This is a genomic window from Acidobacteriota bacterium, from assembly GCA_016196035.1.
Lineage (GTDB): Bacteria > Acidobacteriota > Blastocatellia > RBC074 > RBC074 > JACPYM01.
The window spans coordinates 196,439-212,771 of sequence record JACPYM010000029.1; the positions used below are offsets into that span (position 1 = coordinate 196,439).

At 59.8% G+C, this 16,333-nt stretch carries 13 protein-coding genes; 8 read left to right on the top strand and 5 right to left on the bottom strand.

Annotation, left to right across the window (positions count from 1 at the left end):
• Positions 1-341: 341 nt before the first annotated feature.
• The 5 genes from HY011_10075 to HY011_10095 all read right to left on the bottom strand — a co-directional run bounded on the left by HY011_10075 (position 342) and on the right by HY011_10095 (position 6,173).
• Complete coding sequence (locus tag HY011_10075) at positions 342-665, bottom strand: hypothetical protein (protein MBI3423276.1); 324 nt, start codon at positions 663-665, stop codon at positions 342-344.
• A 140-nt stretch (positions 666-805) separates the two neighbouring features.
• A complete protein-coding gene (locus HY011_10080) occupies positions 806-1,720 on the bottom strand; it encodes a hypothetical protein (GenBank protein ID MBI3423277.1) in 915 nt (304 codons plus the stop codon).
• 61 nt (positions 1,721-1,781) lie between these two features.
• Complete coding sequence (locus tag HY011_10085) at positions 1,782-2,312, bottom strand: hypothetical protein (GenBank protein ID MBI3423278.1); 531 nt, start codon at positions 2,310-2,312, stop codon at positions 1,782-1,784.
• A 118-nt stretch (positions 2,313-2,430) separates the two neighbouring features.
• Positions 2,431-5,589, bottom strand: a complete 3,159-nt coding sequence (locus HY011_10090; GenBank protein MBI3423279.1) for a CHAT domain-containing protein — start codon at positions 5,587-5,589, stop codon at positions 2,431-2,433.
• A 134-nt stretch (positions 5,590-5,723) separates the two neighbouring features.
• Positions 5,724-6,173 carry an RNA 2'-phosphotransferase gene (locus HY011_10095; protein MBI3423280.1) on the bottom strand — a complete coding sequence of 150 codons (450 nt, stop codon included), beginning with the start codon at positions 6,171-6,173 and terminating at the stop codon, positions 5,724-5,726.
• Between the two features lie 366 nt (positions 6,174-6,539).
• Between HY011_10095 and HY011_10100 the strand changes: the two genes are divergently transcribed.
• The 8 genes from HY011_10100 to HY011_10135 all read left to right on the top strand — a co-directional run bounded on the left by HY011_10100 (position 6,540) and on the right by HY011_10135 (position 16,331).
• The gene (locus tag HY011_10100; GenBank protein ID MBI3423281.1) at positions 6,540-7,904 is read left to right on the top strand and encodes a hypothetical protein; all 1,365 of its coding nucleotides are present in this window, start codon (positions 6,540-6,542) and stop codon (positions 7,902-7,904) included.
• A 19-nt stretch (positions 7,905-7,923) separates the two neighbouring features.
• Complete coding sequence (locus HY011_10105; GenBank protein MBI3423282.1) at positions 7,924-8,874, top strand: zinc ABC transporter substrate-binding protein; 951 nt, start codon at positions 7,924-7,926, stop codon at positions 8,872-8,874.
• A gap of 183 nt (positions 8,875-9,057) precedes the next feature.
• The gene (locus tag HY011_10110) at positions 9,058-9,945 is read left to right on the top strand and encodes a metal ABC transporter permease (protein MBI3423283.1); all 888 of its coding nucleotides are present in this window, start codon (positions 9,058-9,060) and stop codon (positions 9,943-9,945) included.
• A gap of 14 nt (positions 9,946-9,959) precedes the next feature.
• Positions 9,960-10,220 carry a hypothetical protein gene (locus HY011_10115; GenBank protein ID MBI3423284.1) on the top strand — a complete coding sequence of 87 codons (261 nt, stop codon included), beginning with the start codon at positions 9,960-9,962 and terminating at the stop codon, positions 10,218-10,220.
• Between the two features lie 683 nt (positions 10,221-10,903).
• Positions 10,904-11,680 (top strand): phytanoyl-CoA dioxygenase family protein, encoded by a 777-nt coding sequence (locus HY011_10120; protein MBI3423285.1) that lies wholly within the window; start codon positions 10,904-10,906, stop codon positions 11,678-11,680.
• Positions 11,681-11,988: 308 nt separating this feature from the next.
• Positions 11,989-13,074 (top strand): phosphotransferase family protein, encoded by a 1,086-nt coding sequence (locus HY011_10125; GenBank protein ID MBI3423286.1) that lies wholly within the window; start codon positions 11,989-11,991, stop codon positions 13,072-13,074.
• A complete protein-coding gene (locus HY011_10130; GenBank protein MBI3423287.1) occupies positions 13,074-13,553 on the top strand; it encodes a hypothetical protein in 480 nt (159 codons plus the stop codon). The genes HY011_10125 and HY011_10130 overlap by 1 nt, the downstream gene beginning before the upstream one ends.
• Positions 13,554-13,739: 186 nt before the next feature.
• The gene (locus HY011_10135; protein ID MBI3423288.1) at positions 13,740-16,331 is read left to right on the top strand and encodes a protein kinase; all 2,592 of its coding nucleotides are present in this window, start codon (positions 13,740-13,742) and stop codon (positions 16,329-16,331) included.
• Positions 16,332-16,333 lie beyond the last annotated feature (2 nt).

Sequence of the window (16,333 nt, forward strand, 5' to 3'; positions counted from 1 at the left end):
CGCGGTTTGTGCGGCGGCCAACCGGTGTCGTCGCGCCCGGTTCACGACCCCGGTCTTGCAAGTGGACATAGCTCCGCCCACCCGAGGCGCGCGGCCATACCGGTTGCGAATTTTGGTGAAAAACGAGCTGGGCCTGCCGTACCGTCCGGCCCCTGGCGGGCACGCGGCCCGTGTTCCGCCGCTTGCAATTCAGAGTGTCGGCTGGCGGCGGGTAATTTCAGGGGCGGGAGAATTTTTTGCGGCGGCGAAAAAGAAAAGAGGGGGGCGATTGTGCCTCCCTCAAAAGCTTGTTGTTTGTGCCCAATGAAAATGAAGGCCAGTAACCCAGGCCTTCGCGCCTGTCACGAAATCCCGAAATGTTTTTTCAGTGCGTTGATTACGTCATCACTGGTGAAGTCAACTCCTGAACTTTGCTTCATGTCTTCGGCAATTTGCTGAATAGCCCAGGGGCAGACTTTACCCTTATGTTCCGGATCACATTCGTTCAGAAGAAAGACGGAGCGCGCTTGCGCCACGTCTAATTGGCCGACCGTGGCGATGGCGTGGTAGAAGCCTCTGAAATGCTCGCGATCAGCAGGAATGCGTTGCATGGCGGTGCCAAATGTCGCGCCGTTTTTATACAGCGCGATTATTTTTTCTTCTTGCTCTTGCGTTGCCTGTGGCATAGACGATCTCCTTGTGTTGTTACTGCAAGGTTGATATTGGCGCAGACGTTCGACCAAGCCGAATGCCCAGCACCCGAATGAGTAGCAGGCGCGTACCTGCCATTTGCGATTACGCATCTCCCAGGATCGAAACCGTAGTTTCACTTGAATATCGCTCTAAATGAATAGCCAGCCACTGGCGAACTTGCGCTTTGACCACCTTGGCTTTCGCCAAACAGCAGCAATAAATAATCCGCGCGCTTTAGCCGCCGTGCCGGAATGCGCACACGCACTTCCGTCACGCCGGTGGCAGCGGCGCGCGCTTTCAAGCCACGCGTTGTCAAAACTGTCACGCCCTCCGTTTGCAGCACTGCGCGGTAGCTTTGTGAATCGGCGCTGACCAGTTGCAACGTCAATTCCGCCGCCGTGGCCGCCGTCGGCAATTGCAACGTCGGCAGCGCTTGACCACCGCCGCGCGGCAAGCCGGGCGCGAGCGTGATGGTGGCGAGCAGCGCCGGACGCGGCGATGGCACGACACGCGGCGGCGCGGTCGGCGTGACGCTTGGCAACAACAGTGCGGGCGTGGGGCTCCGCGTCAGTTGGGGCGTGGGGCTGGCGCGGTGCGCGAATTGATCCGGCGCGGGCGCGCGGTTGCGCCACAGCCACCATAGGCCCGCCGACAGCACGCACAACAACAGCAGCGCCCAAGCCAGACGCGGCGTCAAAAAGAGCGTTTGCCACCAAGCGGTGGTTTGGCGCGGCACCTCGGCAACGCGCGCCATAGGCGGTGCGGCCAGTTGGCGTTCAAACGCGGCGGCCAGTTCAACGCGTTCGTGGCGCACCGCTGTGGTCAGGTAATGTTGCTCGAAGCGGGCGCGCCGTGCGGTTGACAGGCCTTGCTGCAAATACAACTCGATCAATTCGTCTTCCAGGGCGAAGACTTGCTCGGCGAGGTCTTCGTCTTGAAAGACCTGTGCTTCGAACTGCTCGCTTTCCGCCGCCGTCAGTTCGCCGAGAAAGTACGCGAAGACGCGCTCAGAGTCGGGTGGCGGGATTGGATCGGTTGTGCGATTCATTCGTTGATAAGTGACGCCCGGGGGGGCGAAATTTCATGAAAATCTAGTGAAGCCTGCGTCGTTACTCCGCCGGGCAGGTGCGCACACAGTGCCGCAGCTTTTTGCGCAGCCGGTGCGCGCGCAACCGCAGCGTGTTGAGCGTGGCCTGCAACTCCAGCGCTAGCAATTCGCGCAGCCGCGCCCGTTCGTCCACGTTCGCGCCCGCGTAATAACGCAGCAGAAAGCTGCGCTCCGTTTCCGGCAGGCGTGCAAAGCACAGTTTCAGCAAACGGTCTTTGCTGTCGTCCGGCGGCAGCGGCGGGGTGAACGCGCGCCGGAATTTGTCCAGGCGAAACTGCGCGCGCTGGTCTTCTTTGCCGAGCAAGCGCGCGACGCCAAAGGCATAGCTGGCGACATCCTGCACCACTGCGCCGTCCGCCAGTTTGGCGGCGGTGATGTCCAGCGCGCGGTCGGCGGCCTCATCCGGCGCGGAATGCCCGATCAGGCGAAAATGATTGAGCAGTTTGCGGCGCAGCCGGTTGTATTCAGCGCCCGCCGTTTCGCGGTCGCCGCCCAGGCGGTCGAGCAATTGATTGAGTTCTTCTTGCTTCAAGTCTTGTCCGTACAGTACCGCGCGCGTGAGCAAGCGGAGACTCCGCCGTTGAATCAGCAAGCCGCAGTTGACGCGCCGCTTGCTCACGCGCGCGGTACTGTATCAGCACGGCGCGCATTTAGCGCCACTCGCCATAGAGCGCAAAGGCGCTCCAATAATAAGGGGATTGCGCCGGACGTTGCCGCCAGAGCGCCAGTTGCGCCTGGCGCAAGGCCGCCGCCGGGGACAGTTTCTGTTGCAACATGCCGCGATAAAACTGCTCCATCAATTGGCGCGTCGCCGTGTCGTCCACGGCCCAAAGGCTCGCCACCACGCGCTGCGCGCCGCTGTAAAGAAAGCCGCGCGTCAGGCCGATGACGCCTTCGCCCTTAACGGTTTGGCCGCGCGCGGTCTGGCAGGCGCTCAAGACCACCAACTCAGCGGCGAGGTCGAGGTTGTAAACATCGTGCAATTGCAGAAAGCCCGCGCGCGGCGAACCGTCCGGGTTGACCAGCGAGAGCACGATGCCCGATAGCACCGGATGTTCGTCATTCACCAGTGCGTGCGTGGCGAAGTGGATGATGCGGTACTGCTTGAGTTTGGGATCGAGGGCGGCGGCACGGTTGGCTGCGAAATCGCGGGCGATCAACGCCCTGCCGCGCGGGACAAGGGCTGCAATCGCCTCCAACTCGCCGCGCGAATTTTGCAGCCGGGGCAGGGCGATCTCTTCGCGCAACCAACTGGCGGCGGGCACGGAGCGCGTGAGTTGCGCGGCGAGGTCGAGTTTGGCCGTGGGGCGAATCGTTTTTGGCGTGTTGCCACGCGAGGCCACGCGGAAATCATCCGCTGCAAAAACCGGGTCGGCAAAGACCGCGACCGTTTGGGGGGCGGGTGCACGTCGTTCCCGCCGCTGCACAGCCAGCACCGAAGCGGAAGGCAGGTAGGCGATTTCATGCTGCGCGATCAATGGTTGCGGCGTGGCGGTTGGCGTTGTCACAGGTTGCGGCAACGCGCTGAAAGAAACGGCGTGCAACGCGCCGTCGGGCACGATCACGAGCCGTTGCCCGTTGAGCGTGGCGGCCAGTGGGCCTAACAACATTTGGCTCAGGCGCGCCGCCGCCGGCCAATAAAGGGTTTCCGCTGCTTTGATCCGTGCGGCACGTTGGGCAAAGGTTTCGCCGGGGCGTGGCTGGGGCGCGGTCAACAGTTCGTGAACCTCGTCCGCCGCCGTCTCGATTTCGGCGCGTCCGGGCAAGACGTGGCTTTGCAAACCGTCGCGCGAAACCACCCACAGATAGCTGCGTTCGGGGCCGAGCGCGTATTGCAACAGCAGCGTTTGCGGATCGAGCAACGTTTGCATCTCGGCCAGTTGCAAGGGCTGTGGTTGAGTCAACGCGGCATAACGCGGATGCTGGCGCAATTGCGCTTGCGCGTCCTCGTATTCCACTGTCACTTGCCGAATCTCTGTTTCCAGACTGGTCAGTTGTTCGGCTGGGGCTTGATTACCCTTAAGCCGCAGCAAACGATCCGTCTTGCCCACGATCAGCGCGCGCAAGGCTTGCAGGCGGGCGAGCAGTTCCGGTGGCGCGCCGCGTTGCACCTCGGCGCGCGCTTCGGTCAGCAATTCCAGCAGCGAACGGGCGCGGGCGCGCTCGTTCGTCTGCAAGGCCAGCCGGTCGTCGCCAGCGTCGGGACGCAGCGCGTGTTCTTGCATCAACAGGTCAATGTAAGTCGTGAAGTAATCCTGCTTGCGGGCAAAGAACAGCGCGCGCTCGTTCAGACTGCCCACCTTCGTGCGCAAGCCTTCGGTGAGCTTGAGCGATTCTTCCAGATGCGCACGGGCCGCTGCCGTGTCGCCCAGCGCGCGCTCAACGCGGGCCAAAAAGTGCAAGACCTCCGCTTCGGCATCCCGCTCTGCGGCGGCGTGAAAGAGCGCGAGCGAGGCGCGCAACGATTCGCGCGCCTTGGGCGGATCGGTCTGCGCAAACAACTCGCCGAGCTTTTTGAGAATGGTCGCTTCGACAAAGCGGTAACTGGTTTCGCGCGCCAATTGCAACGCTGCTTCATAACTCGCCAGCGCTTCCGCGCGGCGGCCCGCGAAGTTGTGCACATAGCCGAGATTGGTCAGCGTCATCGCCTGGCTTTGCTTGTCGGCAAGCTGGCGGCGTAGCGTCAGCGCTTCGTTTAGATAGCGCAACGCCTGCGTTTCCTCGCGCCGCGCGATGAAAACCTCGCCGATGTTGTTGAGCACGCGCGCTTCCAGGCCGGCCAGTTGGGTGGTTTTGGGCGTGGCGGCGCGGACGCGCGTCAGGGCTTGTTGCTGATACTCCAAGGCCTGCGCCGGATCGCCCAATTCAAAAAAGAGCAGGCCCAGCGTGTTGAGTGCAAACGGCTCGCTGCTGCGGTCGCCCGCCGTGCGCCAGAGATCGAGCGCCTGTTGCGAGAGATCGAGTCCCGCCTGCCATTCGCCCAGCAAAAAATGAATCGCGCTGAGATTGTTGAGCGTGCGTGCCTGGCCGTTCAGGTCGCCGAGCGCACGCCAGAGCGGCAGAGCTTGCTGGTAATACTCCCGGCTTTCGGGCAACTCGCCCAAATCCGCGTGCGAAACGCCCAGGTTGTTGACCGCGCGCGCTTCGCCGTATTGATCGTTGAAAGAACGCCAGACCGGCACGGCTTGCCGGTACCAGTCAATGGATTGCCGCCGCGCGCCCAGAAAATAAGTCACCAGCCCCAATTCCGTCAGGGTCATCGCCTCGCCTTCGGGGTCGCCCGCCGCGCGATAAAGCTGCAACGCGGCCAGATACTTTTCCGGCGCCTGCGCGCGCGTCTCGACTGTTTGCGCCAGCGCGAAGGCCGTGGAGAACACTGTCTGGGCTTCGACCAGCTGGCGCGCGCGCGGGCTGGCGGGCCGGGCGGTGGTGAGTTGCGCGGTATAACGGCCCTGCGGCGCGCCTTCGATGGCTTCGATTTGCAGGATGTATTCGGTGTCAGCATCGCTGACAAGGTGGATGGATTTCGGGCCGTACATCCAGTTGGCGCGGTCGCCGCTGGCTACGTGCGCACCTGTTTGCGTCAGAACCGCCGCCGTCAGCCGCACGCCTTTTTGCAGTACCACGACGTGCAGGTATTGCCCCGCCAACCCCACGAACGCGTACCGATGCGTTTCGCCGGCCTGCAACTCGCGTTCGACCGCTTGGCCGACGACAAGGGGCGCGGGCGTTTGCGCCGGTGCGCGCAGGCCAACCAACGCCGACAAAATGATGAGGGATGGAAGAACGAACAGCCGCATGGGGGACATATTTGATTGCGTGAAAATAAGCTTAGCGTAAGTAAAACGAAAGCCCTGGCGCGCTGGTTGGTTGAATAGCACGCGCCAACTTCGGCTGTAAAGTGCTGGGAGAAATAGGCTGCGAAAACGCCAGCCGGCTTGACTCAAACGTTCGCCAAGCCGGGCGCTAGATGTGCGGGTGGTACGTGTTCTGTCAGCCAAACCCCATTCGCCGAAAGATAAAACGCATAACCGGCTTGGTGCATGAGCGCCGTCTTGACGGTCAGCGCTGCGGGCTGGCCGCGGCGTTGGCCGACGCGCCAGGCTGTTTCGACATCGGCGGAAAGGTGAACGTTATGGCGCGCGCTTTCAAGCAAGCCTTGCTTGTAGATGGGCGCGAGGAAGCGCGTGGCGGTGCCGTGATAGAGCAGTTCCGGCGGCATGGCAGGCGCATGGCCCAATTCGATTTCGACTGAATGGCCCTGATTGACGCGGATGCGTGTATCGTCTTCGCTGAAGCTCCTCCAGCGCCACATGCAACGCCGGGCATGCGCGCTCTGCACTACTTCCTGCCCCTCCTTGCCGGGCGATTTGCGGGTGAACTGGTCGCACATCGTGACGATTTAGAAGTAACACTTGCGCGAATACTTGACCGCCAACCAGCCCGGAGCGCAATTCCCAAAGCGTTCCGGGCTGGTTGGCGTTAGACCGCGCTGCTACGAATTCCCACTCATTGACCGAATCAGCCATTGAACTGCCGCTTTCGACCATTCATTTAAATCCTAACGCCGCCAGCAGCCCACGTCGCTATAGTGCCAAATTGGGGCAGTCTGGCGGTGCGAATAAGCGCTTAACCATCCCCAAGGAATCAAGCAGGATTTGAATTCGGTCTGTGAGGAGGGATTTTCATAAGGCGAGACCGAGTTGTGATGTCGTTAAGTTACGTCAAGTCGGCTGCTCAAAGGCTGAGGAGTTGTCTCATGAAAAAGATTGCTTTGCTGTTTGCGCTCGTTCTCTTTGCTGTTACTGCCTATGCTCAGGATGCATCCACTGCACAAGACAAGAAGGACGTACCTGTAGCCGCTAGTTCCGCCCAAAGCGATCGCGATGCACGTGTCGAGGCGCTTGAGAAGCAGTTACGCTCCCTCGTCGAAGAAGTGACGGTTTTGCGTGGTGAGTTGCGGGAACTACGGAAGGCGAACTTGTCTGCGCCGACGGCAGTTGCGGGCAAGCCTGTAACCGTTTCGAACCCGGAGCCAGCCGTGCCACCGGTAGCCGCAGCGTCACCAAGTCCTGAGGTCGCTGCGCCAGCTCCACAGGCTACGCAAACACCAACAACCTTCGGCGGCGCTAGTTCCAACGCTAAGCTCCTCAATCCTGACATCAGTCTGATCGGTGACTTTATCGGCACGGCGGGCCGCAACAGGGTCGCTCACTCGCGTTCGCTCGAACTTCACGAGTCCGAATTGGGCATCCAGGCCATCATTGATCCTTATGCTCGTGCTGATGTGTTCATCTCGTTCGGTGAGGAGGGCGTGGAAGTGGAAGAAGGTTACCTGACATTTACCTCTCTTCCGGCTGGTCTGCTGCTGAAAGTCGGCAAGATGCGCGCCGAGTTCGGAAAGGTGAACGCCATCCACAACCATGCGCTCTCATTCATTGACCGGCCTCTGGTGACCAACAATCTCGTGGGTGGCGAGGATGGCATTGACGATGCGGGGTTCTCTCTGTCGCGCTTCCTGAAGGGGCCGAAGGACTGGTTTCTGCAAGGCACCGCCCAGGTCTTTCGCGGCGATTCTTCCAATGTCTTCACGGCCAACCGCCGTCAGGATGTCAGCGTTGTCGGCCACGTGCGGGCCTACAAAGACTTGACTGATTCGACGAACCTCGATCTGGGCGCATCGTATTCGCGCGGCCATAATGAACTCGGCTCGGGCTTCCTGACCAATCTCTACGGTGCGGACGCTACGCTTCGCTGGAAACCTCTGAGCCGCGCCATCTACAATTCAGTTCTTTTCCGAAACGAGTTGGTCTGGAGTGTGCGCGATCAACTCTCTCTCAGCAATAGTTTTCAAACACAGCATGCCTTCGGCTTGTATTCTTCCGTTGACTATCGGGTGAACCGCCGCTGGACCGTGGGGGGCCGCTATGACCGCAGTGGCCACGCTACGGATGCACGGCTAACCGATACCGGCTTTTCGACGATCCTGACTTACTGGCCGAGCGAGTTCAGCCAGATTCGCAGCCAGTACCGCTTCAGTCGTTATGGCCAAGGCGGCAATGCGAATGAACTGCTTTTCCAATTCTTGTTCGTACTGGGCGCGCACGGCGCGCATCCATTCTAAGATGTCTCAAGGAGATCATATGTACACTCATAAGCTACAAACTCGAATGGCCGCTCTGGTTGCGGCGTGCGCGCTTTTTGCTGCGCTCATCCTGCCGGCGCCCTCGCGTGCCGCTGGCCCATTGCAAGTCATGACTGCCACCACTGACCTCGCCGCGCTGGCGCAAGAGATCGGCGGCGACAAGATCGCGGTCGAATCTATCGCCCGCGGCTACCAGGATCCGCACTTCGTCGAAGCCAAGCCCAGCTTTCTGCTGAAACTTCGCAAGACCGATCTGCTGATGGTCGTTGGCCTCGAACTTGAGATCGGCTGGCTGCCGCCGCTTATCACGCAATCCACCAACCCGAAAATCCAGGTCGGCGCGCCCGGCTATTTCGATGCCTCACGCTTCGCCCAGATTTTAGAGATGCCCGCTGGCCAGGTGAGCCGCGCCGAAGGCGATGTTCACCCGCAAGGCAACCCTCATTATTGGCTCGATCCGCAAAACGGTCTGCGCGTTGCCAAGGGGATTCAGGCCAAACTCAGCGAGATGCGCCCTGCTGATGCCGCCTATTTTGCACAGCGCTACGCGGCCTTCGAGCAGCATCTCAAGCAAGCCGATCAGAAATGGCTTGAGATGATGAAGCCCTATGCCGGCCGCAAGATCGTCACGTACCATCGCTCGTGGCCCAATTTCGTGAAGCATTTCAATCTCAACGTCATCGGCTATGTCGAGCCGCGCCCTGGCATACCGCCGAGTCCGCAGCACACCGTCGAACTCATTAAGCAGATGAAGAACGAGAATGTGAAAGTCATCGCCGTCGAGCCTTACTTTGACCTGAAAACACCGAACGCGATCGCGCGCGACACCGGCGGCCAGGTCGTGGTATTGATTCCTTCGGTCGGCGGCGAAAAAGAAATCACCGATTACTTCAAGCTGTTCGACAACGACATCGCCAAATTGAAGCAGGCGCTTGATGCGACGCGCTAAATCGAAACCCAAAACATTTAGACAGGATTGACCGGATTTTTCAGGATTGACAGAATTGATTTGAGAAAGCTACAGCGTATCCTCAACGGCCAATCCTGTTCATCCTGAAAAAATCATGTTGATCCTGTCGATTTCTTCTGTCCCAATGTTGCTTGTACTGATTTAGAAGCCGAGAACAACCGAATGGACATTTTACTCTTTTTACTCGCCCCTTTCGTCGCGAGCCTAATCCTGACTGGCATTCATGCCTACCTCGGCGTTCACGTCGTCGAGCGTGGTGTCATTTTCGTTGACCTCGCGCTCGCACAGATCGCCGCGCTGGGCGCCACCGTTGCCATCGTTGTTGGCATGGATCCGCATGGTGCCGGTGCCTACTGGGTCAGCCTCGCCTTCACTTTTCTAGGCGCCGCCATTTTCGCTTTTGCCCGCACCCATCGCGGTCGTATTCCACCGGAAGCCTTCATCGGCATTGCCTATGCTGTGGCCTCTGCCACTGCAATTTTATTGATGAGCAAAGCCACGCATGAAACCGAGCATCTCAAAGACATGCTCGTCGGGAATATTCTCGCGGTCTCCTGGCCCGAGGTTACCAAAACCGCCATCCTTTACGGTGCGGTTGGCATTTTTCATTTCATCTTCCGCAAGAAATTCCTCCTGATTTCCCTGAATCATGACAAAGCGGAAGGGCTTGGCCTCAACGTCCGTTTCTGGGACTTCTTGTTCTATGCCTCCTTCGGCTTCGTCGTCACTTCTTCGGTGGCCATCGCCGGCGTGCTGCTCGTTTTCTGCTACCTCATCGTGCCGTCGGTCGGCGCGATGCTCTTTGCGGACCGCATCGGCCCGCGCCTGGCAATCGGCTGGACGATGGGCACGCTGGTTTCGGCGCTCGGTTGTTATCTCAGCGTGCAGATTGATACGCCCACCGGAGCCACAATCGTGGTGACGTTTGGCGCCGTTCTCGTGGTCATGTTCCTGGTCCACCTCATCGTTCATCATGGCCGAAATGGCAATTCGCTGACGGTATCTCACACTGCCCAAGAAGAGGTTCTTTCGACGAAACTGGAATTGTAATTGCCAGCTAACTCATTTCGGGCACCCGCAACGACTTCCTCTGCCAACTTCAAGCCGACATTCTCGGCATCCCGGTCGTGCGACCCTTCGTAACCGAAACGACGGCGCTCGGCGCGGCTTATCTGGCGGGCTTGGCGGTCGGGTTCTGGAAGAACGAAAAGGAAATCGCCCAGCAATGGCAGGTTGAAAAACGCTTTGAGCCAAAGATGAAGAAGAATGAGCGCGAGCGGCTGTACGAAGGTTGGCAGGTGGCAGTGGCGCGGGCACGGAGTTGAGAGCCCATCAACTGAATAAACAGAAGAACCCCGCTGAAGGCAGAGCTTTCAGCGGGGTTCGATTTATGGCTGGGACCCTGCGAATCCTGGCCATGCCAAATTGCCAAATTGCCAGATTAGCCAGAGCAGGGAAAGCCGAAACTGATTTAACGAAACGCTGCCTCCCGCGTATCGCTCCCAGCCACAAAGATCATCGCCGTAAAAATCAGATTATGTCCCAGTGTCAGTTGCTCTGCGATAAGGGAAGCGCTGTTGGTAGTGGCGCAAAGAGGAGAGGTCTGGCCGCAGATGAACGCTGGAAAACGCGGATCAGTCCTGTTAGCCAATTGAATTGCTCGGCGTCGGTCGGCGTTGATCTGCGGCGTGGCTCTCTCCCCATTGACCCACTACCATGTCAGCCACAGCCACCGCTGCCGCCAGACTAGACAAACTCGAGCTAAGTTTTGCTGCTCTGCGCTACACATACCAACGAAACAGTTCCGCCGCCAAAGCAAGGCCAGCGCAGCTTGAAGCGCTTTCGGCATTTTGCCGGTCTCCGGGATGAATGGTTTGTGCTGTTGGGATAGCTTTGCGAACGCGGCGGATTATACCTGAGCAAAACGCTGCGAAGTAGTTTGCCGTTGCCGCGTCGTTGTTTCAGAATACGCGGCGTTATCGTCACCCCAAATTGGATTTCAACGAAGATGTTAAGTGAATTTGAAAAGCAGCAACTCGATGAAGCGGGCTTGCTGGTGCTCAACAATTTTATGTCAGCGGAACGTTGTGCGGCTTTGCACCAGCGCCTGGCGGAAATCTTTGCCGCGCTCGGCGCACGCGCCGGAGCGGAGTTCAAACAGGAGCCGCAAACCGACCGGTTGGCCAATCTGGTCGAGCACGGCGAACTGTTTGAGCGCGCGATTGCCGAACCGAAAGTGCTGGCCGCCGTCGCGCACGTGCTGGGGCCGGACTTTAAGCTCAGCAGCCTGAATGCGCGTTCGCCGCGTCCGCAATCCGACTGGGTGCAGCCGTTGCATTGCGACACCGGCGCGTTGCCGGACGAGCGCGGCAACAAGGTTTGCAATGTGATCTGGTTCCTCGACGATTTCACCGGCGAAAACGGCGCGCCGCGTTTCGTCCCCGGTTCGCACCGTGCCGGGCGGTTGCCGCAAGACGTGCTGGCCGATGCCAGCGCGCCGCATCCTGATGAAGTGTTGGTTTTGGGCAAGGCGGGCACGCTGGCGGTGATGAACGCCCACATCTGGCACGGCGGCACGGCGAATCGCACGGCCCAACCACGCCTGGCCATGCACAGCTTTTATTGCCGCCGCGATCAACCGCAACAGCAGTATCAGAAACGGTTGCTGAGCGGCGCCGCGCAGCAGCGGCTGACGCCGGAGTTGCGCCAATTGCTGGCGCTGGACGATCCCTTGAATGACGAGTTGAGTTCGCAAAGCAGCGGACGCAGCGGGTTTCTGCGCTAGCGTTCTGACTGCACTTGCGGTTCGTTGGCGGCGCGAACCAAGTGCCTGGAGTTCATCAGGCTGGCTGCGCGCGCTGTTGCGCGCCACACAAGCTGAAGCTTGAACTCCATGCATTTGTGTATTTGTGTATTCGTGCCGCCGCCCTTTTATTTCCCCAGGCGGGTCTAATACCCCGCAGCTTGCTGCGTAAAACCATCAAGTTCGTTGGCGGATGGGAATTCGCCAGCGAATTAAGGTTTCTGATCCGCCTGATACCCCGCAGCTTGCTGCGGGGAAAATTCATTTCCGGTCAACCAAACAGCGAAGACATGCCGACAACCGACACCGCACCCATTCGACCCGGCGAACAACTCAACTGGCAAGCGCTGGAAAGTTACCTGCGCGTCCATCTGCCGCGGCAATTGGCGGGCGTAGCGTTTGCGCCGGATGCCGCGCTAATCGTTGAGCAATTTCCCGGCGGCCATTCCAATCTGACCTATTGCGTGCAATTCGGCAATCACGAATTCGTCATGCGCCGTCCGCCGTTCGGCCCCGTCGCGCCGACGGCGCACGATATGCCGCGCGAGTTTCGGTTGCTGGCAGCGATTCATCCGGTTTTCAATTTAGCGCCGCGACCGTATCTGCTGTGCGAAGACACCAGCGTGATCGGCGCGCCGTTTTATCTAATGGAGCGGCGGCGCGGGCTGATTGTGCGGCACAGCATTCCGCCGGAAATTGGCGCTGATCTGACCTTGCGGCGGCAGATCAGCGAGGGGCTGGTGGATACGCTGGCGGCGCTGCACGCGGTAGACATCGCCGCGCATGGCTTAGACAAATTGGGCAAGCCGGCTGGCTTCGTCAAACGCCAGGTCGAAGGCTGGGCCGCACGTTGGGAGCGTTCCAAAACGACCGACTTGCCGGAAATGACCGCGCTGGCCGAATGGTTGCGCGAACACTTACCGGCGGAACCGGCGCGGCACACGCTGGTGCACAACGATTTCAAACTCGACAACGTGATGCTCGATCCGCGTGAACCGGCGCGCGTCATCGCCGTGCTCGATTGGGAAATGTGCACCGTGGGCGATCCGCTGGTAGATTTGGGTTTGCTGCTGTGTTACTGGCCGCAACCGGGCGATCCGCCGGTGTTGACCGGTTCGCTCAGCCCGGTGACCATGCAACCCGGCTGGTATTTGCGCGATGAACTCGTGGCGCGTTATGCCGCCAAGACCGGCTGCGCGCTCGCGGGAATTGATTACTATTACATTCTGGCGCTCTTCAAACTGGCGGTCGTGTTACAGCAGATTTACTACCGCTATCACGTCGGCCAGACGCAGGACGAACGCTTCCAGGATTTCGATCAGCGCGTGGCGGCGCTGGTCATGACCGGTTACGAACGGATGCGGAAACAGACGTGATGCAGCGGGACGCAGCAGAACAAGCACAGCCAAATGCCGAGACGACGGTCGCCACGAAATTGCTGCGCGCGGTCATCGCCAAAGCCTTTCTCGAAATTCTCTTTATCTGCGTCATCGCCACACTGGCGGCCTTCAAAAACTACAGCCCGCTGCTGCGCGGCGCGATTGACGCCGCCGACCAAACACGCATAAGCGGCTGGGCGCACGATCCGCTAACACCCGACCAGTCGTTGGATGTCCAGCTTTTCATTGACGACCAATTCATCGCGACGCAACGCGCTCATCAACGCCGCGACGATTTGGTGCGCGCTGGCGCGACGACGCTGCCAAATCACGGCTTCCGGTTTGAATTGACGTCCGTCAAGCTGGCTGAAGGGCGGCACGCGGCGCAGGTCTATGCCGTGCGGATGGCCGCTGGGGTGAACAAAATGCTGTTGCCGTTGGCAAAACAGCCAGTTGTATTTGAAGTTCAGCGCTAAGGTGGACTTTTCCCGCTTTTCCCCGGAAATAATCAGCCCGCCTGCTTGCCGCCATCCGTAGCCGGTAGTAGCATACCGGCGGTTTTCAACGGCCAGCTTTCAGTGGAAGCGCCGCGCGGTTTAACAGACAAGCTCGACGATCAACCAATGTAAAAACAACGTTCAATTCGGACTGAGGGAAACGGCATGCTGCGGCTCGAACCAGGCCAGATTTTTTCGCACTATCGGATCATCGAACAGCTTGGGCAGGGCGGGCAGGCCACGGCATATAAGGCCGAAGACTTGCGCTTGCAACGCCTGGTCGTCATCAAAACCCTCTTGCCCGAGTTGGCCGCCACCGACACCGCGCGCCGCCGCTTTGAACGCGAAGCCCGCCTCGCCTCGGCCTTAGACCATCCGAACATCTGCGCGATTTTCGACATCGGTGAAACTGATGGGCTGTATTACATCGTGATGCCTTTCATCGCGGGGCCGACGCTGAAACAGGTCATTCACCAGAATGGCACTCAAGCCGGCGGACAGGCACACGCGGGGCAACCTCTCGCCATCAATTCCGCGCTCTCGATTGCATTGCAAATTGCCGATGCGCTCAGCGCGGCCCACGCGCGCGGCATCGTCCACCGCGACATCAAACCGTCGAACATCATCGTCAACGAACAGGGCCAGGTGAAAGTGCTCGATTTCGGCCTGGCGAAAATGATTGACGGCGACGAAGCCGGCAGCAACTCGCTGCACGACAAATCCATGACTGAGATGGGCGTGCCTTACGGGACGATGGGTTACGGCTCGCCCGAACAGGCAACGGGTGAGCGCGTAGACCATCGCACCGATGTGTTCAGCCTGGGCGTCCTGCTTTACGAGATGATCACCGGCCAGCAACCCTTCACGGGCCGCAACCGCATCGAGATTTTTCACGCTGTCATCAATGCCGTGCCGTGCCCCATGCGCGAATTGCAGCCCGGTGCACCGCCTGTGTTGCAGGCGCAGATGCAGGCCATGCTTGACCGCGCGCTGGCCAAAGAACCGGCTGAGCGTTACGCGACAATGGTCGAGTTGCGGGAAGAATTGAAAACCTTGCTGCGCGAACTCGCCCCCAATGCCAGCATTAGTCCGACACCGGTTCCGTTGCCGCCGCAACGCGCGCGCGGTAGCGCCTGGCGTTTGAGTGATGCTGTGGGCCGGGTGTTCAGCGGCGGTTTGTTCAATCGCCCAGGGCGCGGACGCGGCGCTGACAGCAAAGCGCCGCAGCGCGCGCAGCGGTCCGACACCGGCCAACCCAGCAAAGATCCCAGCGGCAGCGCGAGCGCCGCCATCACGCTCCCCATGCCTGCCCGCCCAGCGGCGGCGCGCCCGGTCAATTGGGGCACCGAGACGAAACCGACCGTGGCGGTGTTGCCGTTCAAAAACCTGTCGGGCAATCCTGAGGATAGCTTTTATGAATTCGCGCTGGCTGACGGCCTCATCACCGAACTCGCGCATGTGCATTCGCTGGTCGTGCGCCCGTCGTCTTACATCGCGCAATACGTCGGCCACACAGTTGATCCGCGCCAGGTCGGTGAAGAGTTGGCGGCCAGCGTCGTGCTGACGGGCAGCTTTTTGCGCACGCCCGACCGCTTCCGCTTCAATGCGCAACTGATCGCCACCGCGAACGGCGAATTGCGGTGGAGTGACAAGATTGACATCCCCGTGCGCGACATGTTGACGATGCAGGACGAACTGGCCGAACGCGTGATCGCCGGGCTGAAATTGAAACTGACCGAGGAAGAGCAGGAGAAGATTGACCGCCCGCTGACCAACAATCCACAGGCCTATGAATACTACTTGCGCGGGCGCGATCTGCTCTTCAAATACACGGCGCGCACTTTTGACGACAGCGAACTCGACTTGGCGATTGGGATGTTCGAGCAGGCCGTCAAACTCGATCCGCACTTCGCGCGCGCGCACGCCGCGTTGGGGCGCTGTTACGTTCATCACGCGCAAGGTTACGGCGGCGAACATTACTACGATCTGGCCGAACGCAGTTTGCAGCGCGCGCTGGCGCTCGAACCCGAATTGCCGAGCGCGTCGTTGCAGATGGTTTATGTGCTGTTGCATCGCGGCGAAAAAGAAAAAGCCCTGTCCTTGTTGGCCGATGTGCGGCGCGACAAACCGAACGATCCGGCGGTCTTCATCATCGCGGGCATGCTCTACCGGCTGAATGGGCAATACGACAAAGCGCTCAAACAATACGACCGGCTGCTTGAACTCAATCCCAAAGACATCGTTTGGGCCAGTTACAATCGCGGGCGCATTTACAGCTATCAGGGCCGTTATGAAGAGGCGCTGGCCGAATTGGAGCGCGGGCGTAAGGTCGAACCCGAACATCCGCTGATCAAAACCTTCAGCGCCAGCGTGCTGCTGAACCAGGGCCGCGTGGACGAGGCACGAGCCCTGGCCGAAGAAACCTTGCACCAGCATCCGCACTTCGAGGCCTTGCACGTTTTCATCGCGCGCTGTTTGAGCGTCAAAGGGCACCACGCCGAGGCACGCGCGTTGATTACCGAACAAGTCAAGGCGACCGCCGCCGCCGATCACGACATCGCCTTTTGGCTGGCGTCGTTTTATGCACTGGAAGATTTGCGCGACGAGGCGATTGAATGGCTGCAACGCGCGATCAAGCTGGGCAACGAAAACTATCCGTACTTTGCGCAGAACAAAAAGCTCGACAGGTTGCGCGATGATCCACGCTTCATTGCACTGATGAACGAATTGAAAGCACGCTGGGAAGAGAGGAACTAAAC

Excerpts from the sequence above, each read along its gene's own strand:
- HY011_10075 (MBI3423276.1), bottom strand. The coding sequence starts at position 665 with ATGCCACAGGCAACGCAAGAGCAAGAAGAAAAAATAATCGCGCTGTAT.
- HY011_10080 (MBI3423277.1), bottom strand. The coding sequence starts at position 1,720 with ATGAATCGCACAACCGATCCAATCCCGCCACCCGACTCTGAGCGCGTC.
- HY011_10090 (MBI3423279.1), bottom strand. The coding sequence starts at position 5,589 with ATGTCCCCCATGCGGCTGTTCGTTCTTCCATCCCTCATCATTTTGTCG.
- HY011_10095 (MBI3423280.1), bottom strand. The coding sequence starts at position 6,173 with ATGTGCGACCAGTTCACCCGCAAATCGCCCGGCAAGGAGGGGCAGGAA.
- HY011_10100 (MBI3423281.1), top strand. The coding sequence starts at position 6,540 with ATGAAAAAGATTGCTTTGCTGTTTGCGCTCGTTCTCTTTGCTGTTACT.
- HY011_10105 (MBI3423282.1), top strand. The coding sequence starts at position 7,924 with ATGTACACTCATAAGCTACAAACTCGAATGGCCGCTCTGGTTGCGGCG.
- HY011_10110 (MBI3423283.1), top strand. The coding sequence starts at position 9,058 with ATGGACATTTTACTCTTTTTACTCGCCCCTTTCGTCGCGAGCCTAATC.
- HY011_10120 (MBI3423285.1), top strand. The coding sequence starts at position 10,904 with ATGTTAAGTGAATTTGAAAAGCAGCAACTCGATGAAGCGGGCTTGCTG.
- HY011_10125 (MBI3423286.1), top strand. The coding sequence starts at position 11,989 with ATGCCGACAACCGACACCGCACCCATTCGACCCGGCGAACAACTCAAC.
- HY011_10130 (MBI3423287.1), top strand. The coding sequence starts at position 13,074 with ATGCAGCGGGACGCAGCAGAACAAGCACAGCCAAATGCCGAGACGACG.
- HY011_10135 (MBI3423288.1), top strand. The coding sequence starts at position 13,740 with ATGCTGCGGCTCGAACCAGGCCAGATTTTTTCGCACTATCGGATCATC.